The 24,264-nt window shown below is 73.3% G+C and carries 19 protein-coding genes; 15 read left to right on the top strand and 4 right to left on the bottom strand.

The annotated features are described in order from the left end of the window. Positions 1–88 precede the first annotated feature (88 nt). Both ACWGKQ_RS02340 and ACWGKQ_RS02335 read left to right on the top strand, forming a co-directional pair. Complete coding sequence (locus ACWGKQ_RS02340) at positions 89–754, top strand: SDR family NAD(P)-dependent oxidoreductase (protein ID WP_453289960.1); 666 nt, start codon at positions 89–91, stop codon at positions 752–754. A 145-nt stretch (positions 755–899) separates the two neighbouring features. Next, positions 900–1,835: an MIP/aquaporin family protein gene (locus tag ACWGKQ_RS02335; protein ID WP_453289959.1), complete on the top strand. Its 936-nt coding sequence runs from the start codon at positions 900–902 to the stop codon at positions 1,833–1,835. Between the two features lie 9 nt (positions 1,836–1,844). Here ACWGKQ_RS02335 and ACWGKQ_RS02330 read toward each other — a convergent pair whose 3' ends face one another. After that, a complete protein-coding gene (locus ACWGKQ_RS02330) occupies positions 1,845–2,069 on the bottom strand; it encodes an antitoxin (protein WP_453289958.1) in 225 nt (74 codons plus the stop codon). A 262-nt stretch (positions 2,070–2,331) separates the two neighbouring features. Here ACWGKQ_RS02330 and ACWGKQ_RS02325 point away from each other — a divergent pair, with 262 nt between their 5' ends. After that, on the top strand, positions 2,332–3,567 hold the full coding sequence (locus ACWGKQ_RS02325) for an amidohydrolase (protein ID WP_453289957.1): 1,236 nt from the start codon (positions 2,332–2,334) through the stop codon (positions 3,565–3,567). 10 nt (positions 3,568–3,577) lie between these two features. Here the strand turns inward: ACWGKQ_RS02325 and ACWGKQ_RS02320 are convergent, their stop codons facing one another. Next, positions 3,578–6,319 (bottom strand): LuxR C-terminal-related transcriptional regulator, encoded by a 2,742-nt coding sequence (locus ACWGKQ_RS02320; RefSeq protein WP_453289956.1) that lies wholly within the window; start codon positions 6,317–6,319, stop codon positions 3,578–3,580. A 480-nt stretch (positions 6,320–6,799) separates the two neighbouring features. Between ACWGKQ_RS02320 and ACWGKQ_RS02315 the strand changes: the two genes are divergently transcribed. The 3 genes from ACWGKQ_RS02315 (at position 6,800) to ACWGKQ_RS02305 (ending at position 10,161) form a co-directional block, all read left to right on the top strand. After that, complete coding sequence (locus ACWGKQ_RS02315) at positions 6,800–7,408, top strand: helix-turn-helix transcriptional regulator (protein WP_453289955.1); 609 nt, start codon at positions 6,800–6,802, stop codon at positions 7,406–7,408. Between the two features lie 135 nt (positions 7,409–7,543). Continuing rightward, positions 7,544–8,203 (top strand): DUF4255 domain-containing protein, encoded by a 660-nt coding sequence (locus ACWGKQ_RS02310; RefSeq protein ID WP_453289954.1) that lies wholly within the window; start codon positions 7,544–7,546, stop codon positions 8,201–8,203. Continuing rightward, a complete protein-coding gene (locus tag ACWGKQ_RS02305) occupies positions 8,200–10,161 on the top strand; it encodes an ATP-binding protein (protein ID WP_453289953.1) in 1,962 nt (653 codons plus the stop codon). The genes ACWGKQ_RS02310 and ACWGKQ_RS02305 overlap by 4 nt, the downstream gene beginning before the upstream one ends. 16 nt (positions 10,162–10,177) lie before the next feature. Here the strand turns inward: ACWGKQ_RS02305 and ACWGKQ_RS02300 are convergent, their stop codons facing one another. Then, positions 10,178–11,614 carry an RICIN domain-containing protein gene (locus ACWGKQ_RS02300; RefSeq protein WP_453289952.1) on the bottom strand — a complete coding sequence of 479 codons (1,437 nt, stop codon included), beginning with the start codon at positions 11,612–11,614 and terminating at the stop codon, positions 10,178–10,180. Further along, entirely contained in the window at positions 11,611–13,053 is a 1,443-nt protein-coding gene (locus ACWGKQ_RS02295; RefSeq protein WP_453289951.1) for a hydrolase, read from the bottom strand. Before ACWGKQ_RS02295 ends, ACWGKQ_RS02300 begins: the two co-directional genes overlap by 4 nt. Before the next feature lie 176 nt (positions 13,054–13,229). Here ACWGKQ_RS02295 and ACWGKQ_RS02290 point away from each other — a divergent pair, with 176 nt between their 5' ends. The 9 genes from ACWGKQ_RS02290 to ACWGKQ_RS02250 all read left to right on the top strand — a co-directional run bounded on the left by ACWGKQ_RS02290 (position 13,230) and on the right by ACWGKQ_RS02250 (position 24,238). Further along, positions 13,230–14,927: an eCIS core domain-containing protein gene (locus tag ACWGKQ_RS02290; RefSeq protein ID WP_453289950.1), complete on the top strand. Its 1,698-nt coding sequence runs from the start codon at positions 13,230–13,232 to the stop codon at positions 14,925–14,927. Positions 14,928–15,073: 146 nt separating this feature from the next. Then, complete coding sequence (locus tag ACWGKQ_RS02285) at positions 15,074–16,657, top strand: phage tail sheath family protein (RefSeq protein WP_453289949.1); 1,584 nt, start codon at positions 15,074–15,076, stop codon at positions 16,655–16,657. Positions 16,658–16,723: 66 nt separating this feature from the next. Beyond that, entirely contained in the window at positions 16,724–17,167 is a 444-nt protein-coding gene (locus ACWGKQ_RS02280) for a phage tail protein (RefSeq protein ID WP_093500609.1), read from the top strand. Next, positions 17,167–17,637 carry a hypothetical protein gene (locus ACWGKQ_RS02275; protein ID WP_351713193.1) on the top strand — a complete coding sequence of 157 codons (471 nt, stop codon included), beginning with the start codon at positions 17,167–17,169 and terminating at the stop codon, positions 17,635–17,637. Before ACWGKQ_RS02280 ends, ACWGKQ_RS02275 begins: the two co-directional genes overlap by 1 nt. Then, positions 17,634–17,804 carry a DUF6760 family protein gene (locus ACWGKQ_RS02270; RefSeq protein WP_089100305.1) on the top strand — a complete coding sequence of 57 codons (171 nt, stop codon included), beginning with the start codon at positions 17,634–17,636 and terminating at the stop codon, positions 17,802–17,804. The genes ACWGKQ_RS02275 and ACWGKQ_RS02270 overlap by 4 nt, the downstream gene beginning before the upstream one ends. 1,905 nt (positions 17,805–19,709) lie before the next feature. After that, positions 19,710–21,128, top strand: a complete 1,419-nt coding sequence (locus tag ACWGKQ_RS02265; protein WP_453289948.1) for a hypothetical protein — start codon at positions 19,710–19,712, stop codon at positions 21,126–21,128. 39 nt (positions 21,129–21,167) lie between these two features. Next, a complete protein-coding gene (locus ACWGKQ_RS02260) occupies positions 21,168–21,590 on the top strand; it encodes a phage tail protein (RefSeq protein WP_089100302.1) in 423 nt (140 codons plus the stop codon). A 15-nt stretch (positions 21,591–21,605) separates the two neighbouring features. Continuing rightward, the gene (locus ACWGKQ_RS02255) at positions 21,606–22,328 is read left to right on the top strand and encodes a CIS tube protein (RefSeq protein ID WP_453289947.1); all 723 of its coding nucleotides are present in this window, start codon (positions 21,606–21,608) and stop codon (positions 22,326–22,328) included. Further along, the gene (locus ACWGKQ_RS02250; RefSeq protein ID WP_453289946.1) at positions 22,328–24,238 is read left to right on the top strand and encodes a VgrG-related protein; all 1,911 of its coding nucleotides are present in this window, start codon (positions 22,328–22,330) and stop codon (positions 24,236–24,238) included. Before ACWGKQ_RS02255 ends, ACWGKQ_RS02250 begins: the two co-directional genes overlap by 1 nt. Positions 24,239–24,264: the final 26 nt, after the last annotated feature.

Here is a 24,264-nt window from a genome sequence, read left to right as displayed (position 1 = left end):
GCGGCAGGAAGGCGCGGACGTGTGAAGTCGGGGGGCGCGCGGTACGGACCTAGGTGCAAGCGTGCCGTGTCCGTCGTGGGGAGTCGTCGTGAGCAGTATCGCCATCGTGGGGGCCGGGCCCGGGCTCGGGGCCGCTGTCGCCCGGCGGTTCGGGCGGGAGGGGTACGGGGTCGCGCTCGTCGCGCGGGACGGGGAGCGGCTCGGGGCGCTGGCCGGGGAGCTCGCCGGGGAGGGCGTGCGCGCCCACGGGTTCTCCGCCGACGTCAGGGATCCGCACGCCCTCGCGCAGGCGCTGGCGCGGGCCGCCGAGGAGCTGGGGACCGTCGAGATCCTCCAGTACAGCCCCGTACCGCAGCGGGACTTCATGCGGCCGGTCCTGGAGACCACCCATGCGGACCTGCTCGGGCCGGTCGAGTTCTCGGTGTACGGGCCGGTCGCCGCCGTGCAGCAGGTGCTGCCGGGGATGCGGGAGCTGGGGCGCGGGACGATCCTGTTCGTGAACGGCGGTACGGCCGTCATCCCGCACCCCGACCGGGCCGGGACCTCCATCGCCTTCGCCGCCGAGAGCGCGTACGGGCATCTGCTGCACGACCGGCTCGCCGGGGAGGGCATCCACGTGGCGCAGCTGGTCATCCCGGGGGCCATCGTCGCCGGGCACGCGCGCAAGGATCCCGCCGTGCTCGCGGACACGTTGTGGGGGATGCACCGCGACCGGCACGGGTTCCGGCACTACGCCGACGACCTGGAGAGCTGACCGGAGCCGACCGGCGGGCGCCGCGCCACCCCGGTGTCTCCGGGCAAAAGGGTCGATCTGCGCGAACATCATCTATAGGCGAAAATGGTGTTCGCCCGACTGCTCCTCACCGGGAGCCGGGGACGGCATGGCTAAGGGGTCAGCGATGGCTGTGGAAATATCTCCTCTCCTCAAGCCCTCCAAGCTCAAAAGTCGTGGAGGCCTGCTCGGTGAGTGCCTGGCAGAGTTCCTGGGGACGTTCGTCCTCATTTCCTTCGGGTGCGGTGTCGTGGCGATGGCCGTCGCGGCGCTGCCCGGGTCCGGGCGCGCGGCGACGCCCACGACCATCTTCCTCGCCGCCGGGGACTGGCTCCTGATCACCTGGGGCTGGGCCCTGGCCGTGACCTTCGGCATCTACGTGGCCGGCGGCGTCAGCGGCGCCCACCTGAACCCGGCGGTGACCCTGGCGTTCGCCGTGCGCCGCAGGTTCCCGTGGATGAAGGTGGTGCCCTACTGGGTGTCCCAGGTGCTCGGCGCGCTCGCCGGAGCCGCCCTCGTCTACCTCGTCTACCACGATGCGATCAACGCGTTCGACGCCGTCTCGAAGCCGCCCAAGGTCGGCGGCCACACCGAGGCCACCTTCTCGATCTTCGCGACCTTCCCGGCGCCGTTCTTCCACGGCGGGATCTGGGGGCCGCTGATCGACCAGATCGTCGGCACGGCCTTCCTCGTCATGTTCGTCGTCGCGGTCATCGACCTGCGCAACACGGCCGTGCAGTCCAACCTCGGCCCGTTCGTCGTCGGTCTGGCCGTCGCCGCCATCGGCATGTCCTACGGCGCGAACGCCGGCTACGCCATCAACCCCGCCCGCGACTTCGGACCGCGGCTGCTCACCTGGCTCGCCGGGTGGAAGAGCTACGCGTTCCCGGGGAACGGGGCGTGGTTCAGCGGGTACTGGTGGATCCCGATCGTCGGCCCGCTGGTCGGCGGCGTGATCGGGGTGCTGATCTACGACCTGTTCATCGGCGACGTCCTGCACGCCCGGCTCAAGCTGGGCGAGTTGCCGGAGCCGGGCCGCACCCGCCCGACCACGGACGAGTAGCGGCGGCCGTCACGGCTTCTCGGCGCCCTGTTCGCCCAGGCGCTGCACCAGCTGCTGGGCCTTGGAGACCCCGGTGTCGATCTGCTCGGTGTACTTGCCGTCGGTCCGTTCGTCGACCAGGTCGCCCGCCTTCTCCAGACCGGTCCCGATCACCTCACCGTGTTCCTCGGCGATGTCCTTCGCCTTGTCCGCCAGGTTCTTGAGTCCGTCGATTCCGCCGATTCCATCGAACATGCCGGAATCGTCCCCGGCGGAAGCCGACGGCGGCAAGACGGCGCCCGGGGCATCCGGCGGGGCGTGGAAGGAGCGTCCAGGGGCTGCGTCCCGGGCCCTGTTCGGAGAACGCGGCGGAGGGAACGGAGCCGGCACCGGAATCCGGCAGGCCGCTGCCGTTCACGTCGTTTTCCTGCGTTTCCGCGTGAAGTCCGGTCCCGGGGTTGATCCTGATCCATGACTCGGCAGCCGCGCGACGCACCCACCCCCGGGAGACGACACCATGACCACCAGCCCCCTCCTGACCGGCCTGAGCGACAGGCTCCCCGAGCTGCGGGCGCTCTACGAGGACCTGCACACGCATCCGGAGCTGTCCTTCGAGGAGGAGCGGACCGCGGCCGTCGTCGCGGGGCGGCTGCGGGAGCAGGGCTGGGAGGTCACCGAGGGCGTCGGCGGCACCGGGGTGGTCGGGGTGCTGGCCAACGGGGACGGCCCGGTCGTGCTGCTGCGGGCCGACATGGACGCGCTGCCGGTCCGGGAGGAGACCGGGCTGCCGTACGCCTCGAAGACCGACGGGGTGATGCACGCGTGCGGGCACGACATGCATGTCGCCTGGCTGCTGGGGGCCACCGGGCAGCTGGCCGCCGCGCGGGACGGCTGGCGCGGGACGGTGGTCGCCGTGTTCCAGCCGGCCGAGGAGGTGGGCGGGGCGCCGAAGATGCTCGCGGACGGCTTCGCCGAGCGGTTCCCGCGCCCCGACGTGTGCCTGGGCCAGCATGTGGCGGCCGCGCCGGCCGGACTGGTCGGGACCCGCGCGGGGGCGCTGATGGCGGGCGCGGACAGCATGCGGGTCACGCTGTTCGGGCGGGGCGGGCACGGGTCCACGCCGGAGGCCACCGTGGACCCGGTGGTGCTGGCCGCGGCCGTGGTGATGCGGCTCCAGACGGTCGTCTCCCGGGAGGTGGCCGCGGGCCAGCAGGCCGTCGTCACGGTCGGCTCGATCCACGGCGGGACCAAGGAGAACATCATCCCGGACACCGTGGAGCTGAAGATCAACATACGGACCACCACGGAGGCCGTCCGGGAGCGGGTGCTGGCGGCGGTCGAGCGGGTCGTACGGGCCGAGGCCGCCGCCTCCGCCGCGCCCAGGGAGCCGGAGTTCGTCCCCATCGACTCCTTCCCGGTCACCCGCAACGACCCCGCCGCGACGGCGGCCGTGCAGGCCGCGCTGGCCGGCGAATTCCCCGGCCTCACCTTCGAGTTGACCTCACCGGTGCCCAACAGCGAGGACTTCGGGGCCTTCGGCACGACGCTGGGGGTGCCCTCGGTCTACTGGTTCGTCGGCGGCGCCGAACACCGGCTCTACGAGGGCGTCGACCTGGAGTCCCTGGTCCGCGACGGCATCCCCCCGCAGATCCCCGGCAACCACTCCCCGCACTTCGCCCCGGCTCCCGACCCCACGATCGAGACGGGCGTACGGGCGCTGCTCGCGGCGGCGGCCCACTGGCTGGCCCCCTGACGCCCCGGCCTCAGCCCCTGGGGGCGGTCTGGTCCAGGGCCGGGCGCAGGTCCGCGCGGCGGCGGATGCCCAACTTGCGGTAGGTGTGCGTGAGATGGGTCTCCACGGTACGGCGGGCCAGATGGAGCAGGGCGGCGATCTCCACGTTGGTGCGTCCCTCGGCGGCGAGTTCGGCGATCCGCCGCTCGCTGCCGGTGAGGGAGGCGGCGCCCGTACGGCGCCGGGGGGAGCGGGCGCCGCCCTTGCGCAGGACCGACTCGGTCAGCTCCAGAAGCCTTGTCGCGCCCAGTCGTTCGGCGTGCTCGGCGGCCTCCCGCAGGCAGTCGCGGGCGCGGGCCGTCTCACCGGCGGCGATCAGCCGGCGGCCCAGCGCGACCAGGGCGAGCGCCGGCTCGGTACCGGCCGGGCCGCCGTCCCGCAGCAGCCGTACGGCCTCCTCGGTGAGCTCCAGGCCACGGCGGCCGCCGGTCGCCGTACCGAGGACGCGCAGTGCCCGCCCGACGGTGCGCGGGGTGCCCCAGACCCGGGCCAGCCGCAGCTCCTCCTCGGCCAGGGCGATGGCCTCCAGGGGGCGGTCCAGGGCCAGCCGGCACTCGGCGGCGGCCGTCCGCCAGGGCGTGACCACCGGGCTGATCACCTCACGGGCGGTCTGGCGGCGGCCGCACTCCAGGAAGTCGTGCAGTGCCGCGGCCGGGTCCCCGGCGGCGGCCCGCACCACCCCCCGCGCGTACAGGAACCGGTTCAGCTCCCAGGAGTCCGGCGCCTCCCGCAGGTCGATCCCGGCGACGAGCCCCGCGGCCTGCGCGGTACGGCCGGTCTCCACGAGCGCGATCAGCGTGTGCGCGTGGGCGTTGGTGGGCGTGACCGCGTCGGGCAGGGCGGGCAGGGCGGCCAGGCGGGCGTAGTCGGCGCGGGCCGCCGCGATGTCCGTACGGCTGTTGAGCAGGGCGTGGTGCATGGGGTGCAGCAGGTCGGGGCGCTGTCCGGCCAGGCCGCGGGTCACCAGCCGGTCGGCCTCGTCGAGTTCGTCGGCCCACTGGGCGACCGTGGCCGCCGTACCCACGAGGAACGGCTCGGTGAGCGGGTCGGCGGGCTCGGCGAGCAGGGCGCGCAGCTGCCGCATGGCGTTCCGGGCCGAGGTGAGGCCCGCGGAGGCCGCGTGCCGCACCAGCAGGGCCTGCCCCGCCGTGCCGACCAGCTCCGGGGAGCGCTCGGCGGTCTCGGACAGCCGGCGGTAGACCTCCTGCCGTATCTCCTGGTCCTGGTCGGACAGGAGCACGGAGGCGGTGTGCAGGGTGCGGACCAGGTCGGGGTGGCCGTCGAGTTCGACGTCCACGGAGCGGAGCAGCTCGACGGCCTTGCGGGTGCGGCCGCGGCCGGTCAGCGCGGTGCCGAGGGCGACGGCCGCGCGCACCCGGTCCTGCGGGGCGGCCGGCAGCCGGACCGCCTCGGCGAGGCGGGGGATCGCGGCGGAGGAGCGGGGCGCTGCGTACTCCAGCGAGCCCAGCTCGGTCAGCAGCCGCTGCCGGTGGCCGTCGGCGAGGGGTTCCGCCAGGGCGCGGCGCAGATAGCCGACGGCGTCCTCGGCCCGGTCCTCGTAGAGGGCGACGGCGGCCGCGTCCTGGAGCAGGGGCAGCGCCCAGGGGGCGTCCACCGGGCCGGTCGCGAGCAGCTGGCGGGCCACGGCCTCGGCGGGGGCGTCCTGGTGCAGCATCGCCTCGGCGATCGCCCGGTGGGCGGTGCGGCGGCGGGCGGCCGGGACACCGGCGAGGACCGCGTCGCGCAGCAGGGGGTGCGGGAAGTGCGGGCGGCCGTCGGCGCCCAGGGTGAGCAGGCCGAGGTTGGTCATGGCGGTGAGCCAGCCGGCCACCCGGGTCGGGTCGGCGTCGGCCAGTTCGGCGAGGAGCGGGGTGATCTCGTTCTCCGGCAGGCCGGTGCCGGGGTCCTCCTCCAGGACGGCCAGGGCGCGGGCGACCTCGGTGGTGGCCGGTCCCGCACTGTCCAGCCACCACTGGACGGCGGCCGGGTACGCGCCCGGGTAGAGCGCGGCGGTCGCCTCCGGGACGTCCGGGTGACGGCTCTCGTCGAGGTCGTCCAGGAGGGCGCGCAGCAGCAGGGGGCTGCCCGCCGCGGCCTGGACGCAGGCTTCGATCCAGAACCGGGACGCGTCGGGGAACCTGGCGCGCACCCGGGCGGTGGCCGCCGCGGGGGCGAGGGGAGCGAGGGTGTGGGTGCGGACCAGCGCCGGCGGGAGGGTGTGGGCGAAGCCGGGGGCGGGCGGATCGAGGTCGTACTGGCTGCGTTCGGTGACGGCGAGGAGGATGGGTAAGCGGTCTATGTGCCGGGCGGACTCCACGAGCCAGCGGCGCGAGGGGGCGTCGGCGAGGTGGACGTCGTCCACGGCGACGAGGAGGGGCGAGTCCTCGGCGTAGGCGCGCAGCACCCGCCAGAGTCCGGCGGCGGTGGCCCGTTCGTCCCCGTCCACCGCGAGCTCGGCGAACTCCGGTACCGGGCCGAGGAGTTGCAGGACGGTGCTGAAGGAGATGGCGGTGTCGCCGGGTGAGCAGCGGGCGCGGAGGACTTTCAGGCCGAGGCCGGCCGCGTGTTCGGCGGCGGCCTCCAGGACGGTGGTGCGGCCGGTTCCGGTGGCGCCCCGGAGCAGCACGAGCCGGCCGCCGCCGGCCGGCGTGCGCGCGGCTTCCTCGGCCAACAGGTGCATGGCGTCGGCGAGTTCAGGGGACGGCTGGGTCATGCCTGGCTCCTCGCGGTGCGCTGGTGGGTTCGGGGGGTTAGAGCGGGTGGGGGTGGGAGAGGTTGTGGGGTGGTGGGGCGGGGCGGGGGGTTTGTTGCAGGGGCTGCACATTTGATACGGGGCTGTGGATTTGGGTGGGGGGTGCCGGGGGCCGTGCGCGGCTGACGGTGCGTTGTGGCTGGTCGCGCCCGCGCGGCGGTAGCCGCATATCCGATGCAGCCCCGCGCCCCCAAGAAGCCTTCTTGGGGGCGCGGGGAACTGCGCGAGCAACCCCCACCGGCCCGCACCCGCCCACAACACCGGGCGCCCCGAACATCTCGTGGTCCTTCTCGTGGTCGTCCACGATTGTGCTTGCCCCTTTGGCCACAGCAGGCTGGAGTACTCCCGCCCGTCACCGTTCCCTCGGAGGCGACGGGCACGTGGACATAGGGGAAGCGGTTGGTCAGCAACAGCTCATTCGCGTCGGTCGCTCGCACGCCCGTGGCCGTGCACGCACCCGATCCGATCTCCCGGGAGGGCGCGCTCAGCCAGTTACGGCGGCACCCCGAGATCGAGGTCCGCGAGGAGTCCGAGACCGGGCCCGGCACGGTCGCGCTGCTCATCAGCGACAGCCTCGACGCACCGGAACTGACCCGGCTGCGCCGGGTGGTGCGCAGCGAGGGCGCGCGGGCGGTACTCGTGGTCGGTGCGCTGCGCGAGACCGAGCTGCTCGATGTGATCGAGTGCGGGGTCGGGGCCATCGTATGGCGCCACGAGGCCACCGAACTCCGGCTCGTGCAGGCCGTGTTGGCGGCGGCCCGGGGCGACGGGGACCTGCCCGCCGACCTGCTCGGCCGGCTCATCAACCAGGTCGGCACCCTGCACCGCAGCGCCGCCGGCCGTCCGGGTGCCCCGGCCGCCGGGCTGTCCGCCCGTGAGGTGGACGTACTGCGGCTGGTCGCCGAGGGACTCGACACCGGTGAGATCGCCAGCAAGCTGTCCTACTCCGAGCGCACCGTCAAGAACGTCATGCACGGGCTGACGACCCGACTGCATCTGCGCAACCGGGCCCACGCCGTGGCCCATGCCCTCCGGGAAGGCTACATCTGACCGATCGGGCAGCGGACACCGGTTCCGGGGCAGGCCGGTCTGCCCGGCCGTTCCTGCGGGGGCGGCGGGGGCGAAGGGCAGGATGGACGTGAGTGACGAGGGGGCCGGGCGGGTCCGTGGGATGGTGAGTACGGCGTGATCCACGAGGTGGACCAGGTGCTGCGGAACCTGCTGACCGGCGGTGCGCTGGAGGGTTCCGGCATCGAGGTCTCCTTCGACGCGCCGACCCGCGACTGGTCGGCCCGGCGCAATGGCCCGGTGATCAACAGCTACCTGTACGACATCCGGGAGGACGTGAAACGGCGGCAGCGCGGGCACGTCGACCTCCGTGACGAGCGGGACGTCGTGGTCAGGCGCCGCCAGCCGCCGCGCTGGTTCCGGCTGTCGTACCTGGTGACGGCGTGGACCAAGCGGCCCGAGGACGAACACCGGCTGATCAGCGCGGTGCTCGCCACCCTGATCCCGCGGGAGCTGCTCCATCCGTCCGAACTGCCCGGCTCGCTGGGCGCGTTGGGTCTGACGGTGCCGCTCTCCTGCGCCGGCATCCAGACCGAGGCCCGCTCCCTCGCCGAGATCTGGTCGGCACTCGGCGGCGAGCTCAAGCCGTCCCTGGACGTCGTGATCACGGCGCCGTTCCCGGCCTACCCCGAGTACGACGCCGGTCCGCCGGTCACCGAGGGGGCCGTGGTGCGGGTCCGCGACGGGCTGGAGGACACCGCGCCGCTGCTGGAGGAGCGGGCCCACCGGCCCGGCCAGGTCGCCGAGGCCGCGGCCGCCCGGAGGGGCCGGGCGTGACCCTCGACGTCTCCCTGGAGCCGGCCGCGCCGCTCCTGACCCGGCTGTCCGCGCTGCGCGACCGGGTCGCCGCCCTCGTCGCCCACCGCTCGGCCGACGACCCGACGGCGGACGACCCGCTGCGTGGCCTCTACCTCTCCGAGGAAGCGGTCCGGCACCTGCTGCACCCCGAGCCGGAACCGGCCGAACTCCCCTCCCTCGCCGACGACTTCCCCGACCCCCTGGCCGCCCTCGCCGGCCGCCTGCGCCTCGCCCCGCTCGACACCGCCCTGCTCCTCATCGCCCTCGCCCCCGACCTCGACCGCACCTTCGAGCCGCTGTACGGCTACCTCAACGACGACGTCGGCCGCCGCCGCGCCACCGTCGGCCTCGCCCTCGACCTGTACGGCGCCCCCGCGCACCTCGCGGCCGCCCGCGCCCGCTTCCATCCCACCGCCCCGCTCACCGCGCTCGGCCTGCTCACCGTCGAGGAGCCCGAACGCCCCTTCCTCAGCCGCTCGTTGCGGGTCCCGGACCGGGTCCTGGCCCACCTCCTCGGCGACGACACCCCGGACGCGGCACTGACCGGACACCTGCGGGCGCCGTCGTACGGCAGTGAACCCGCCGACCCCGACTTCGCGGGCCGGCTGGCCGCGCGGATCGCCGCCGGGCCGCTCCTCGCCTTCCTGCGGGAGCGGCGGGAGGGCGAGGGCCTCGGCTGTGCGACGGCCGCGCTGCGGCTCGCCGGGCGCGCGGCGCTGCACTACACCGGGCCCGAGGAGCGGATCCCGGAGCTGCTGCGGGAGGCCCGCGTGAGCGGCCGGGCGATCCTCGTCGACAGCGACCGACCAGGGCCGCTGCTGCGGGCGTTGAGCACCGACGCCCCGGACGTGACCGTGCTGCTCAGCACCGGCCGCCCCTACGACCCCCAGTGGTGCGACCACCGCGACCCGCTGGTCCTGGAGGTGCCCTCCCGGCGCGCCGCCGCCCCGGACGCCTGGGCGGCCGTGCTGCCCGGCGAGCCGGGCTTCGACCTCGCGGCCACCGTCGCCCCGTACCACCTCGGCGGCGAGCGGCTCACCCGGGCGGCCCGCGCCGCACAGGCCCTCGCCGCCTTCGACGGCACCCCGCTCACCGCCGCCCACCTGCGGCTGGGCGCCCGCCAGCAGTCCGCCTCCGGGCTCGAACAGCACGCCCGCCGGATCCGACCCGCCGTCGACTGGCGGGACCTGGTGCTGCCCGAGCGGCCGCTCACGGAACTCCGCGAACTGGCGCTGCGCGCCCGCCACCGCGACCGGGTGCTCGGCGACTGGCGGCTGAGCGCGGGCGGCGGCAGGGGGCGGGGGGTGCTCGGCCTCTTCGCGGGCGAGTCGGGCACCGGCAAGACCCTGTCGGCGGAGGTGGTGGCCGCCGAACTGGGCCTGGACCTGTACGTCGTCCAGCTCTCCTCCGTCGTCGACAAGTACGTCGGCGAGACCGAGAAGAACCTCGAACGCATCTTCACCGAGGCCGACCGCACCGACGCCGTGCTGCTCTTCGACGAGGCCGACGCCGTCTTCGGCAAGCGCTCCGAGGTCAAGGACGCCCACGACCGGTACGCCAACCTGGAGTCGGCCTACCTCCTGCAGCGCCTGGAGGCCTTCGACGGCATCGCGCTGCTCACCACCAACCTGCGTGCCAACATCGACGAGGCCTTCACCCGCCGCCTCGACCTGGTGGTCGACTTCCCGTTCCCGGACGAGGAGCAGCGGCTGGCGCTGTGGCGGCACGGCCTGGTGCACGTCCCCAGCGAGGAGGGCATCGAACTGCGGCCGCTGGCCCGGGACTTCGAGCTGGCCGGCGGCGCGATCCGCAGCGCGGTGGTGACCGCCGCCTACTTCGCCGCCGCCCATGACCGGCCCCTCACCGCGGCCGACCTCCTGGAGGGCGCCCGCCGCGAGTACCGCAAGGCGGGCCGCCTGGTGCCCGGCACCTGGTGAGCCGGGCCGGCCGGGATCAGTCGCCCGACGGTTGCACGATCCGCCACTCCTGGTCGTCCGTGTTCGAGCAGTAGTAGAGGGTCAGGTTGGTGTCGTTGCCGCCGGTGCTGTAGCCCGCGACGTCCAGGCAGAGGTTGTCGCTGGCGAAGTTGCGGATCCAGTAGGCCCCGCTGGGCTGCTTGTCGATCCACCACAGCTGGTTGTCGGCCTTCGTGCCGTCGCACTTGTACTCGGTGATCGGCGAGGACAGCTTGGCCGAACCGTAGTTGGGCAGGTCCATGCACAACTGGTCCTTGGCGTTGCGGATCTGGAAGAGAGCGGCCGAGCCGGGGCCGCCCTTCGCGTAGCGCACCTCCAGGTTCCACAGCTGGTTGTCGTTCGTGGTCTCGTCGCAGGTGTACTCCCGCACCGGGCCGTTGCTGGTGCCGTTGCCGTAGCCGGGGATGTCCGCGCACTTCTTGGTGGTCGTGTTGAGAAGCAGGATGTTCGTCGCCGGGACGACCGGCTTCGCGGCCTTCTTCTTCGTCGCCTCGGGGGTCGGCTGGGACTGGCCGCCGCCTCCGCCCTGGGTGTCGGACGAGGCGTCGCCGCCGTCGGCCGGTTGCTGCTGCGTCTGCGAGGGCGCCGGTGCGGCCGCCAGGGGGGCGCTGGCCGAGGGGCTGGGGGCGATGCTGCTCACTCCGGCTTCCTGGACCTGTGGCCGGGCGAGGCTGCTGACCTGGGGTTTGTAGTTGAACCAGATCAGGGCGAAGGTGATGGCGAGGGCCATGAGGGTGCCGAAGAGGGTGGCGAGCCAGCGGGGCAGGAAGCCGCGCTGGATGTAGATGCCGTCCACAGGCTGTGGACGGACGCCCGACCGCTGGACGGTGAGGGCGTACGGCCGCTGTTCCTTGGGCCCGAACCAGATGATCTTCCGGGGTTTGAGGGTGGCGTTGACGAAGGCGGCGCGGCCGGGTTCGATCTGGACGTTGCTGGGGTGGAGGTCGTAGGCGAGCTGGTCGCCGTTGTCGCTGCCGCTGACGGAGGCGGTGAGCTTGGTGTTGCCGAGGTTGTCGATGGCCAGCTTGGGGCGGCCCCGGAAGCGGCCCTTGACGGTGGGCGGGACGAGTTCCGCACGCAGTTCGGTGAACGGGGTGATGGTGAGGTTGCCCTCGGGGACGGTGACCGCCTCGGGATGTTCGGTGGGTGTGATGCGGACCGCGTAGGGGTTGGGGCCGGCCGTCGCGTCCGGGGTGCGGGGCGGGGCGAAGGTGAGCTCGACCGTGCCGGTGGTCCCCGGGTAGAGCCGGAGTGTCTGCGGCTCCACGGTCGTCCAGGGGGCGACGGGGCCCACTGGTTCGAAGCGGTACTCGTCGACGACGTCGCCGGTGTTGCGCAGGCGCAGGCGTACGCGGGTCGAGGCGCCCGGATCGACGGTCGCGGAGGCGGGTTCCAGGGAGGTCCAGAGGGTCATGGGGTCACCGTCAGCTTGAAGGCTTCGAGCCAGAGCGTGTTGTCGAGGGTGCCGACGAAATCGAGTGCGTTGTTGTCGCTGCGGGAACCCTGGCACCACTGGCCGCCCCAGTCGTGGTCACGGACCTTCGCGTAGTTGCAGCCCTGCCCGCTGCCGACGTTGAAGGCGAAGCCCTCGATGTAGGGGTCGGCCGCCTTCGTGCTGCCGATGTAGTTGTCCTTGCCGTCGGGCATGATCGCCGTCCAGTTCGGGTTCCACTTGCCCTTGCCGTCCGTGGACTGGGGGTTGTAGAGGAAGGCGTTGGCGGCGGAGCCCTGGACGCCGTACACCGCGAGGTTGATGGCCTTGATCGGGGTGTTCTTGCCGACCGTGCCGGCCATGGTGCCGTCGCAGACGGGCTTCTGCCAGCCGGTGCCCTGGACGTAGGCGCGGTAGCAGATGTGCCGGCCGGCCGGGTCGGCCGCGGCGAGCCGGTTCACGGCGGTTGCCGCGGTGTCCTGCTTGGGCTTTGCGGTCACGGTGGCCGTCGCACCGCCGCCTCCCCCGCCGCCGCCTCCGTTGCCGCCGTCCCCGGCGTCCGGAGCGGCGGGCGCGGTGGAGGCCGTGACACTGGGCGCCGGCGGCGGGGTCGGGGTGGCCGAGGGGCTGGGGGCGATGCTGCTCACTCCGGCTTCCTGGACCTGTGGCCGGGCGAGGCTGCTGACCTGGGGTTTGTAGTTGAACCAGATCAGGGCGAAGGTGATGGCGAGGGCCATGAGGGTGCCGAAGAGGGTGGCGAGCCAGCGGGGCAGGAAGCCGCGCTGGATGTACGTCCCGTCGACGGGCTCCGGCTTCACCCCCGACCGCTGCACGCTGAGCCGGTACGGCCGCTGTTCCTTGGGCCCGAACCAGATGATCTTCCGGGGTTTGAGGGTGGCGTTGATGAAGGCGGCGCGGCCGGGTTCGATCTGGACGTTGCTGGGGTGGAGGTCGTAGGCGAGCTGGTCGCCGTTGTCGCTGCCGCTGACGGAGGCGGTGAGCTTGGTGTTGCCGAGGTTGTCGATGGCCAGCTTGGGGCGGCCCCGGAAGCGGCCCTTGACGGTGGGCGGGACGAGTTCCGCACGCAGTTCGGTGAACGGGGTGATGGTGAGGTTGCCCTCGGGGACGGTGACCGCCTCGGGGTGCTCGGTGGGTGTGATGCGGACCGCGTAGGGGTTCGGGCCGGCCGTCGCGTCCGGGGTGCGGGGCGGGGCGAAGGTGAGCTCGACCGTGCCGGTGGTCCCCGGGTAGAGCCGGAGTGTCTGCGGCTCCACGGTCGTCCAGGGGGCGACGGGGCCCACTGGTTCGAAGCGGTACTCGTCGACGACGTCGCCGGTGTTGCGCAGGCGCAGGCGTACGCGGGTCGAGGCGCCCGGATCGACGGTCGCGGAGGCGGGTTCCAGGGAAGTCCACAGGCTCACGTCGACACGCTACGGGCGGCCCAGGACGCTGTCGCAGGAATAGGGGCACGGTCAAGTGCCCGAAGAATCAGCTCTGTTGACCGACCGGACGGGGACTGGGGGGTCAGGAGTGCCCCTGCGGCTCTTCAGTCCCGGCCGCGGCCCCGGTAGAACGACGGGAGGCGAGAGGACGGTACATGCAGGCATACGCGCGCTCAAGCACGGACTCCGGACGGGACCGCGACGGGGGCCGCGGGCCTCGCCCGGCCGTACCCCGGCCGACGGCCGCGGTCCAGCTGGCGCACCTTCAGGCGACGGCGGGCAACGCGGCGGTCGTCCGGGCCGTCCAGCCCGACCGGCACCGGCACACGCAGGGCTGCGGACACGGCGAGGAAGAGGCGGCGGTCCAGCGGGACTCGGCGGTCCAGCGCGACTCGGTGGTCCAGCGGGACTCGGTCGCCGACGCGGTGCGCTCGCCCTGGAGCCCGCTCGAACCGCGGATCCGCAAGCACGCCGAGGCCGGGCTCGGCATGGACCTCGGTGGCGTGCGCGTGCACACCGGGGACGTCGCCCAGCGCTCGGCGGTACGGTACGGCGCTCGCGCCTACACCACCGGCATGGACATCGTCGTAGGTCCGCAGAGTGTGGACGACGAGACGATGTACCACGAACTCACCCATGTCTGGCAGCAGTCCGCGGGGGAGGTGGCGGGCACCGACGCCGGGGACGGGACGAAGGTCTCCGATCCGGGCGACCCGTTCGAGCGGCATGCCGCCGACAGCGGCCGCAAACTCGCCCAGGGCATCACCCCGGACATCGGGCCATCGGGGGCGGTCGGGGGCGCGACGGGCTCGGCGCCGGTGCAGCGGTACCAGGTGATCGAGCCGGGCCAGGAGGGCTACCCGACCAAGCATCCGGACGCGGACGACGAGCAGTTCTTCGTCGGGCAGGACACGAACGCCGCCGGCAGCTGGTACGACCAGGACCACCCGCCGCTGCCGCACCTCGTCTACGAGGGCACCGTCCGGCTCGCCGTCTCCGACGACTTCACGCTCGCCGTGCAGCACGCCGCCGGCGCGAAGGAGCCGAAGACCTTCTTCGCCACCGACCGGCGGATCGGCTCCTCCAACGAGAGGCTGCCCGACATCACCAGGGGCAGGGGCGTCCAGCTGGAGAAGACCGGCCGGTACCTGACCTTCGAGGGGATGGGCCGCAAGGAGGTGCTGTTCGAGGTCCAGCCGAAGGGGCGGCCCTCGCGACGGGACGCGACCGTGCAGCACGGCCTCGATGTGCGGGTCCCGCAGCGCTGCAACGCGATGGCGGAGTTCGTGACCGGGCAGAAGTCGGTGGACCTGAGCGGCAGCGACGCCTACTGGGAGACCCTGGGCAAGGCGCTGGACCGGCTGACCTCCGGCAACAAGTACGAGAAGCGCGTCAAGGACGCCTTCAAGAAGGGCGACGCCGATGTCGCCGGACCGCTGACGCTGGAGATGAGCGGGGTGTTCCAGCGACTGGTCGAGCAGCAGCCGGACGAGGTGGAGCGGGTGCTGCGGCGGCTGGAGATCAACGAGCACGCGAAGATGCCGAAGGTCGGGCACGTGATGATGGTGAAGGCGGAGGCCGACGAGGGGCAGCTCGCGGAGATGGAGCAGACCGGTGACCGTCCCATGCCGTTCCACTTCGGTGGTGTGGTGGCGAAGGCCGGCGAGGACTACGTCACCATGGAGAACTACGCCCGTGAGCAGCCGAGCCGCTCCACCCTCGACAGCGGCGACCCGCTCTGGTACTTCCGGATGTACGGCAGGGAGTCCGGGCGGACCTGGCACGAGTGCTGGGCCACCCCGGGGAACACCAACCTGGTCGGCGCGATGCTGACCGTCACGCTGCGCGGCTGAGCGGCGAGTGGCCCGTCCGTCCGGGTGTCCTGCCCTTCCGGGCACCCGGACTGCCCTCGAACCGGCACCCCAGGACGTTTCGGCGACCACGCTTCGCGCCTGAGAGTGGGAAGCGTTCCTGTCTCGTACCCCGAGGAGAGCAGAGCATGCCGTCCTACCTGTCGCCCGGCGTCTACGTCGAGGAGGTGGCCAGCGGCTCGCGCCCCATCGAGGGGGTGGGCACGTCGGTGGCGGCCTTCGTGGGCCTGGCCCCGACCGGTCCGCTGAACGAGCCGACGCTGGTGACCAACTGGACGCAGTACGTCGCGTCCTTCGGTGAGTTCACCGACGGGTACTACCTCGCGCACTCCGTCTACGGCTTCTTCAACAACGGCGGCACGGCGGCCTACGTGGTCCGTGTCGGCGGCACCCGGGAAGACGCCGAGGGCGCCGTCAACACGCCCGCCGCCGTCGGGGGTTCGGCCGCCCCGGCCGCCCTGCCGCCCGGCGAGGCCAAGCAGCTCGGCACCTTCACCGTCAGCGCCATCGCCTCCGGCGACCTGAGCGTCGAGGTCGCCGACCCGGAGGGCGAGGGACCCGCCGAACGCTTCCGGCTGGTCGTCAAGGACGGCGGCAAGACCGCCGAGACCTTCGACGTGACCGCGAAGAAGGGCGGCCGCAACTACGTGGTCACCCAGGTCAAGGAGCGCTCCAGGCTGATCACCGTGACCGAGGCCGCGCCCGCCGCGCAGCTGGCCCGGCCGGAGAACCAGACGGTGGCCCTCGCGGCCCCGACCCAGCCGCCGGCGTCCGCGTCCCCCGTCGCGGACGCCGGCTCGCACCCCGGGCCCGCCACCTACCTCGGCGACTCGGCCGACCGCACCGGCTTCGGCGGCCTGGAGGCCGTCGACGAGGTGTCCATGGTGGCCGTGCCCGACCTGATGGCCGCCTACCAGCGCGGCGCGATCGACCTGGAGGCCGTCAAGGCCGTCCAGCTCGGCCTGATCGCGCACTGCGAGCTGATGGGCGACCGGGTCGCGGTCATCGACCCGCCGCCGGGCCTCAACGCCCGCCAGATCCGGGTCTGGCGCCAGGAGACGGCCGGCTACGACTCCAAGTACGCGGCCCTGTACTACCCCTGGATCAAGACCTTCGACCCGTCCTCCGGCCAGTCCCGGCTGATCCCGCCGTCCGGCCACGTGGCCGGCGTCTGGGCCCGCAACGACGCCGAGCGCGGCGTCCACAAGGCCCCGGCCAACGAGGTGATCCGCGGCGCGGTCGACCTGGAGCTCCAGATCACCCGCGGCGAGCAGGACCTGCTCAACCCCATCGGCGTGAACTGCATCCGCGCCTTCCCCGGCCGCGGCATCCGCATCTGGGGCGCCCGCACCCTCTCCTCCGACCCGGCCTGGCGCTACCTGAACATCCGCCGGTACTTCAACTACCTGGAGGAGTCGATCCTGATCGGCACCCAGTGGGTGGTCTTCGAGCCCAACGACCACAACCTCTGGGCCCGGATCCGGCGCAACATCTCCGCCTTCCTGGTCAACGAGTGGCGCAGCGGCGCCCTGTTCGGGCAGCGGCCCGAGGAGGCGTACTACGTCAAGTGCGACGAGGAGACCAACCCGCCGGAGTCGGTCGACGTCGGCCGGGTGATCTGCGAGATCGGCATCGCCCCGGTCAAGCCCGCCGAGTTCGTGATCTTCCGGCTGGCCCAGTTCAGCAGCGGCAGCGGCGAGCTGCAGGAGTAGCGGGCGGGCCCTCGGTCCCCAACCCCTTCGATGTCACGGCACCTTGAGAAGAACGGGCAGTAACACATGAGTCTCCAGCCGGGTGACGCCCTCACATCGCACAATTTCGGCCTGCAGATCGACGGCGTGATGGTCGAGTACCTCGCCGAGGTCAGCGGCATGACGATGGAGCAGGACGTCATCACCTACCAGCAGAACACGCCGGACGGGAAGAACCACGTCCGCAACCTGCCGGGCGTGAAGAAGAACGGCACCTGCACGGTCGTCCGCGGTATGACCCAGTCCTCGTCGTTCACCCAGTGGATCAACGAGTCGATCAACGGCCAGATGACCACGGCCCGCAAGAACGCCTCCATCATCATGATGGACTTCGAGAACAACCCGGTGAAGCGCTACAACCTGCGCAACGCCTGGTGCAGCAAGATCGACACCAGCACGGTGAAGGCGGGCGAGGCGTCCGCGCTGACCGAGACGGTGACCATCACGTTCGAAGAACTGGTCATCGAGTAATGAGGCGTTCGGCTGTCAGGGCCCAGGGCGTGGGGGCGCCGCTCGCACCGGAGGCGGCGGCGCCCCAGGCCCCCCAGCAACCGGAGACGCCCGTCGAGGTGCTGCGCACGGAGTTCCCGTTCCAGCTCCCGCGCGGGTACGTCGACGAGCAGGGCACCGTCCACCGCGACGGCGTGATGCGCCTGTCGACGGCGCGGGACGAGCTGATCCCGCTGCGGGACGTCCGCGTCCAGGAGAACCCCGCGTTCCTGTCGGTGGTGCTCCTTGGCCGGGTCATCACCCGCCTCGGCACGCTCCCGCTGGTCCACGACGGGATCGTGGAGAACATGTTCGCCTCCGACCTGGCGTTCCTGCAGGACTTCTACCGCCAGATCAACGCCGAGGGACACACCCGGGCCGCGGTCAACTGCCCGCACTGCTCCGAGCCCTTCGAAGTGGAACTCGGCGGGAGCCGCCTGGGGGAATCGTGACGTACGCGACCGACCGGCTGCACGAGGAGATCGCGTACGTCGCCTACCACTTCCACTGGAACCTGGAGGACATCCTGGACCTGGAGCACGCCGACCGCCGCCGCTACACGGCCGAGATCGCGTCTCTGGTGACCCGGGCGGCGGCCTCCGCAGGGGCGGAGGGCTGACGGGTGGGGCTGTGGGATCGGATGCGGGGGCGTGGACGGGGGTCCGAGGCCGGCGAGCCGGGCGGCGGGCCGGACGAGTCCGGGAACGGGCCCGGGGTTTCCGCGGAGGCGCCGCGTCCCGTGGTGGCGGCGGCCTGGTCCGGGCTGCCGCCGATCCAGCGTGCGCTGGGGACGGGCGGGCCGGTCGCCGACGCCGGGTTCGGCGGCCGGCTGCCGACCTGGCAGAACCCGTCGTTCACGGGCACGCGCTCGCACGCGGTCCTGGACGGCGAGTCCAGCGCGGGTCTCGCCGGTGGCGGCCTTGCGGGAACCATGGGTGCGGGGGCCGTGTCCGGACTCGAACGTCCGCTGCAGTCACTGCCGTTGGCGGGGCCGACGGGAGCGGCGGGTCGGGCGGGGCCGACGGCGGCCGGCCGGCGGGCGTCGTCGGTCCCGGTGGTGCCGTTGCGGGCGGTCGGGGGCGGTTCGGCGGGGGCGGCGAGGACTGCGGCTCCTGCGGGGGCTGTGAGGTCTGTGGCATCGGCTGCTTCGGCCGGATCCGCTGGTTCGTCGGCTGGTTCGGTGGCGCCGGCGGTGCAGCGCGTGCCTCTGGCGGGACGGCGCGGTGGTGCTACGGCGGCGCAGCCGCCGGGGGCGACGGCAGGTGTGACGGCAGGGACGGCACGGAACGGGAAGAGCGCGCCGAGCCCGGCGCTCCCGTCGGCCTCGCCGACCGCCCCGGCCGGGGGACCGGCGCCCTCCGCGGCGGGGGCGGGACAGCGGGCGACACCTGCTGTCCAGCGGTCGGTCACGCCGACGACCGGCGTCCCGGCAACCGCTTCTCCCGCCGGTTCCCCCGTTGCTTCTCCCGCCGCTTCGACGGCGGTGCCGGTGGCGTGGGCGCCGCAGCCGACTCCGGTCGCTCCGGTTCTGGCCACCGGCCCGCGCGTCGCCCCGGCACCTCCCGTCCCGCCGCGCCGCAGCGCGCTGACGAAGGCACCGGTGAACACGTCGGTGACGGCGGTACAGCGGCGTACGTTGCCGTCGGCGCCGAGGGTGACGGCCGCCGAGGGCGCGGCGCCGGCGTCGGGTGACGACGACCGAGCCGCCGGCGAAACGGCGGCGGACGGGGTCCTACAGCGCGCGGTCGAGGGCGGCGGCGGGGATCCGGTGCGGGTGAGCGGGGGCTGGTCGCGCCCCCGCGGTGACGGCCGTACCTCCCCCGGCAGCGCCCCGCACGCTTCTCGGGCCGCCGCACCCGGACGGGCGCCGGCACCTGCCGTCGTACAGCGGTCGGCGTCCGGTGGCGGACCGGCAACTGCCCGGCCGGGCGCGACAAGTCCGGGTCCAGGTCCGGGTCCGGGTCCGGTCAGGGCGCCCTCCGGTGGTGGTGGCGGTGGTACGGCTCGTACGGCCCCCGCGTCGCCCACGCCGACACCCCCTCCTGTCGGTTCCCCTTCCCCTTCCCCTTCCCCTTCCCCTTCTACTTCTACTTCTACGGCTGCTGCGCCACCCTCGGTATCCGCGACGCCCACGCCGACCGCCGCGCACGCGCAGACCCCTGTGCAACGGCAGGCGGTGAGCGGAGCCCGAACCCGCAGCCCCGGGACGGCGGCCCCCGTACAGCGCAGTACCGTCACCGGCCCGGCCGCCCGGCACACGCCGCCGTCCCCGGACAGCGGTCGTACGGCGGCGAGTTCGGCGCCGGCACCCACGACCGGCACGGCGGCCACCGACGCCACCGCCAGCAGCGCTGTGTCGCCCGCCGCCGAAGCCACGCCCCCCGTCCCACCTGCCTCGGTATCCCCGGCCGCGAGCGGTGGCCGTGAGGTGTCTGTGCAGCGAAGGGCGACGGAGAGTGCGGGCGCGACCGATGCCGTACCGGAAGCGCCCCGTCCGGCAGGGAAGGGAGCCGTACCGGCTGCCGTGCCGACGCCATCCGGTGAGCCCGGCCGGGACGCCGCGGTCGCCACCTCGACCACGGCGGCGGTCACGCCCGCTCCCGCGGCGGCTCCGGCTCCGGCCCCCGTGCAGCGTGCGGCGACGACCCCGGACGCCCCGCGCCCCGGCCTCGGCGCCCCGCTTTCGCGCGTGGCCGGGAGCGGTGGCCGTGAGGTGTCCGTGCAGCGGCGGATGACGGAGGGCCCGCAGGTTTCCTCGGCCGCCGTGCCGGATGCGCAGACGCCGCCAGGTCCGCGCGAGCAGGGACCCGCCCCGTCGTCCGCCGACCCGGCCACGGCGGCCCGGCCCGCGCCTGCGCCGGTTCCCGCTTCCGCGCCCGTACAGCGTGCGGCCACCCCCCGCGCACCCCGCCTCGGCCTCGGCGCCCCCTTCACCGTTCCGGTCGCGAGCGCGGCTGCCGTGAGGTCCGCGGGCCGCCAGGCGGCTGTGCCGTCCGTGCAGCGGCAGCAGCAGCGGCGGGCGTCGAGTGGTTCGGCGAGTGGTTCGGTGGTGGGTTCTTCGGGGGACCGCCCGGCCGCCGTTTCCGGTCCGGCGCCCGCACCACCCCGGCCGGTACCGCGAGCTTCGGCACCGGACCTGCCGACGACGACGGCCGAACGCGCCGAGCCCGCCCCCACCGGTCCTGCGACGCCGCCGCCACCGTTTTCTCCCGGCCCCGCCACGGCGGACCCTTCGGCGACGACGGCCGCACCGCTTCCCCCCTTCGTCCAGCGCACCGCCGCCCCCGCCGCCCCCGCCGCTCCCGGCCCCGGAGGCCGCCCGGCAGCCGTGCAGCGCAGGGCACAGTCGCCCCGGTCGCCCCGCCCCACGGCCGTCCCGCCGCCCACCGGACCGACGGCACCCCAGCCCTTCTTCGTACAGCGAGCCGCGACCGCGACCGCGCCCCCGCCCGCGCCCGCCGCCCTGCCGGTCAAGCCGGCCGCCACCGCTCCCGCTCCCGCTCCCGGCCAACCCGTCCCCCTGCGCCCGACCACCCCGATCTCCGCCACCACCCCCCTGCCCGTCGCTCCCCTGGGCCGCGTCACCGTCCAGCGCGACGCTCTCACCACCGCGCTGCCCGGCGACCACCCCACGACGCCCCTGAAAAAGGCGCCGGCCACCCACACCGCCCGTGCCGCGGCTCCCCGGACCCAGACGTCCAGGCAGCCGCCGCCCTCCGACGACCCGCCGCCGCCCGGGTACTCCGCCGCCGCCTCGGCCGCCGACGACCCGCCGCCCGGCTACACGGCGGTCGAGGGCGGCGGTTTCGACCCCCGTGCCCTCACCGAGTTCCAGGTGGACGCCCTCGTCCACCGGATCATCGACCGGATCACCCGGCACGTCCGCACCGAACTCCGCCGTGACCGCGAACGCGTGGGAAAACTGCGCGACTTCCGCCCCTGACCACGACGACCGCGCACCCACTCCACAGAAAGGCCCCCGATGGACCGCCAGGACCCGGGAACCACAGTCTGGTTCAGCCTCTCCATCGACGGCGAGGACCTCGGTTACTTCAACGGGTGCGAGGGACTGTCCTCGCAGGTGGAGATCGAGCAGCGGCAGGAGGGCGGGAACAACGGGTTCGTGTGGCAGCTACCGACCCGGGTCACCTTCTCCCACATCCGGCTGACCCGCCCGCTCACCCCGGACACCTCGAAGGTCGCGAAGTGGATCTCGTCCGTGCAGACGGGGATCGAGCGGCCCACCGGGCAGATCACCGCGCTGCGCGCGGACGGCTCGGAGGTGGCCCGGTGGGGGCTCCTCGACGTGCTGCCGGTGAGCTGGCAGGGGCCCTCCCTGGACGCGGGCAGCCCGTCCGTGGCCACGGAGGTCCTGGAGATCGCCCACCACGGATTCACGGACTGAGAGGCAGACCAGATCATGGCCAGGAGCAGCCGGGGCGCCGGCAAGAGCCTCGTGCGGGCCACCCTCGCGATTCACGAGCCGCCCGTGGGCACCAGCACCAGTCCGGGCGGCATCATCAAGACGTTCGGCTTCGAGTTCAACCCGGCGCAGCTGTCGATCGCCCGCCGGGCGGACTGGAAGTCGTCGGCGGCGCCGATCGAACGGGACGGCGCGCTGCCGGAGTTCCTCGGCACCCACCCGCGCGAGATGAGCGTGGAGATCTTCCTGGACCGGTCCGACGACCCGGACAGCAACGACGTGATGAAGAAGGTGGAGTCGCTGCTGGCCTGCTGCGAGGTCACCAGCAAGAGCATCGCCGCCAAGCAGCCGTCGCCGCCCTGGGTGGTCTTCCAGTGGGGCTCGTTCTCGACGGCCAACTTCACGGCGTACGTCGCCTCCGCGGACGTCTCCTACTCCCTGTTCGGGACCAGCGGGATGCCGATCCGGGCCAGCTGCCGGCTCCAGCTGCACGAGATCCCGAGCAAGACCGCGCTGCAGAACCCGACGTCCGGCGCGCTCACCGCGCAGCGCGTGCACCGGGTCGTCGCCGGGGACTCGCTGCAGTCGCTGGCCTGGCGGGAGTACGGCAACGCGGCCGCCTGGCGGGCGATCGCGGACGCCAACGACATCGACGACCCGGGGTGGCTGCCGACGGGGACGGAACTGGTGTTGCCGGCCGCCGAGGAGGTGCGGTCCTGATGGTGAAGCACGCTTTCTCGAACGTCATCAAGGTCGTCATCGGCGGCCGGGAGCTGACCGCGACCTCGGAGTACGGGCGGTACCTCGTCGACGCCCACGTGGACCAGGGCGTCGGGGTGCCCGCCGCCTTCCAGCTGACCTTCCGCGACCCGGCGCGCAAACTGCTGGGCAAACTGGGCGTGCAGTTCGGCACCCCGGTGGTGATCACGCCGGTCTCCGACGGCCAGGGCACCGGCGACCCGCTGCTCACCGGCGAGGTCACCGGGATGGAGGCCGAGTACGACGGCACCGGCAGCTACGCGGTGGTCCGGGGCTACGACTACGGGTTCCGGCTGATGCGGCAGCGCCGCGTGGTCGCCTACCGCAACCAGACCGCCTCCGACATCGCCCGCAAGCTGGCCGCGCAGGACGGCGTGCCGGTCGGGCGGATCCAGGCCACCAGGACCGTCTACGAGTTCATCAGCCAGTCGAACGTCACCGACTGGGACTTCCTGGCCCGGCTCGCCGACGAGAACGAGATGGTCATGTCGGTGGACGCGGACGGCAAGTTCCAGTTCGTGAAGCAGAAGAGCGCCTCCGGGGCGCCGTCGCCGCAGACCGACGGCGACCGGAGCCCGTTCGTCCTGGAGGCCAGGCACGACATCCTGCGGCTGCGCACCGCGGTCACCGCCTCCGACCAGGTGAACAAGGTCGAGTCGCGCGGCTGGGACGTACGGACGAAGAAGACGCTCACGGCGACCGTGACCCCGGCCGACAACACCGGGTACAGCATCGGCACCACCCCGGGTGCGGCGGCCGGCGAGTTCAAGACGTCGAAGCTGGTCGAGACGCGCACGCCGTACGACAAGCAGACCGAGGTGAAGTACGCGGCCGACGCCCTCTCCGACGACGTCACGTCGACGTTCGCCGAGGTGGAGGTGGTCGTACGGGGCAACCCCAAGCTGCGGCCCGGGGTTCCGGTGGCGCTCGCGGACGTCGGGGACCCCTTCGAGGGGAAGTACACGGTCACCTCGGTACGGCACGTCTTCGGCGACGCCAAGCACTACGAGACCTGGGTGACGGTCAGCGGCCGGCAGTGGCGGTCGCTCTACGGCGTCGCCTCGGGCGGTGGCGGGGACACCGGTGGCGACCGGCAGCCCAGCGTGGCGCAGGCCCTGGTCACCGACGTACAGGACCCGCTCCAGCAGGGGCGGGTGAAGATCAAGTTCCCGTGGCTGGACGACACCTACGTCAGCGACTGGACCCGGACCGTGCAGTGGGGCGGGGTGCGCGGCGGCGGGGTCTTCCCGATGGACGTCGGGGACGAGGTGCTCGTCGCCTTCGACCGGGGCGCCCTCGACCACGCGTACGTCATCGGCGGCCTCTACAACGGCAAGGACAAGCCGACCCGGGTCAAGGACGTACCGCTGCACGACGGCCTGCGCGGCCGGGCCACCCGGCACACCGTCTCCGACCGGGTCGGCAACCGCATGGACCTGCTCGACCAGCGGGGCCGCAAACAGGGCGTCCGGCTGGCCAGCGGCGACGGCAAACTCACCGTCTTCCTGGACCGGCAGCAGACCGAGATCACCGTGGACAGCAAGGGCAGCGTCTCCATCAAGGGCAGCAGGTCGGTGTCGGTCGAGGCCGGCGCCGACCTGTCCCTGAAGGCGGGCGGCGCGCTCAGCCTCAGGAGCGGGGGCCCGCTGTCCATCCAGAGCGCGGAACTCGTCGACATCAAGGCGCCCGCGGGCGCGGTCTCCGTGAACGCCGCCGCCGTGAACCTGATGGCCAACGCCGCCCTGTCGCTGCGCGGCAACGCCGCCGTCGCGATCAGCTCCCTGGCCACGGTGGCGATCCAGGCCCCGGAGGTGCCGGTCCTGGGCAACCTGATGATGGGCGGCCTGACGGTGATGGTGATCCCGGCATGAGCGGGCGGCAGGACTTCCCGGAGGGG

It is taken from the genome of Streptomyces sp. NPDC054770 (genome assembly GCF_053611985.1).
This window is presented reverse-complemented; position numbering and strand designations above follow the sequence as displayed.

What these genes read in the sequence shown, in the direction of transcription:
- ACWGKQ_RS02335 (WP_453289959.1), top strand. Translation starts at nt 900, where the DNA reads ATGGCTGTGGAAATATCTCCTCTCCTCAAGCCCTCCAAGCTCAAAAGT.
- ACWGKQ_RS02330 (WP_453289958.1), bottom strand. Translation starts at nt 2,069, where the DNA reads ATGTTCGATGGAATCGGCGGAATCGACGGACTCAAGAACCTGGCGGAC.
- ACWGKQ_RS02325 (WP_453289957.1), top strand. Translation starts at nt 2,332, where the DNA reads ATGACCACCAGCCCCCTCCTGACCGGCCTGAGCGACAGGCTCCCCGAG.
- ACWGKQ_RS02320 (WP_453289956.1), bottom strand. Translation starts at nt 6,319, where the DNA reads ATGACCCAGCCGTCCCCTGAACTCGCCGACGCCATGCACCTGTTGGCC.
- ACWGKQ_RS02300 (WP_453289952.1), bottom strand. Translation starts at nt 11,614, where the DNA reads ATGACCCTCTGGACCTCCCTGGAACCCGCCTCCGCGACCGTCGATCCG.
- ACWGKQ_RS02290 (WP_453289950.1), top strand. Translation starts at nt 13,230, where the DNA reads ATGCAGGCATACGCGCGCTCAAGCACGGACTCCGGACGGGACCGCGAC.
- ACWGKQ_RS02285 (WP_453289949.1), top strand. Translation starts at nt 15,074, where the DNA reads ATGCCGTCCTACCTGTCGCCCGGCGTCTACGTCGAGGAGGTGGCCAGC.
- ACWGKQ_RS02280 (WP_093500609.1), top strand. Translation starts at nt 16,724, where the DNA reads ATGAGTCTCCAGCCGGGTGACGCCCTCACATCGCACAATTTCGGCCTG.
- ACWGKQ_RS02275 (WP_351713193.1), top strand. Translation starts at nt 17,167, where the DNA reads ATGAGGCGTTCGGCTGTCAGGGCCCAGGGCGTGGGGGCGCCGCTCGCA.
- ACWGKQ_RS02260 (WP_089100302.1), top strand. Translation starts at nt 21,168, where the DNA reads ATGGACCGCCAGGACCCGGGAACCACAGTCTGGTTCAGCCTCTCCATC.
- ACWGKQ_RS02255 (WP_453289947.1), top strand. Translation starts at nt 21,606, where the DNA reads ATGGCCAGGAGCAGCCGGGGCGCCGGCAAGAGCCTCGTGCGGGCCACC.
- ACWGKQ_RS02250 (WP_453289946.1), top strand. Translation starts at nt 22,328, where the DNA reads ATGGTGAAGCACGCTTTCTCGAACGTCATCAAGGTCGTCATCGGCGGC.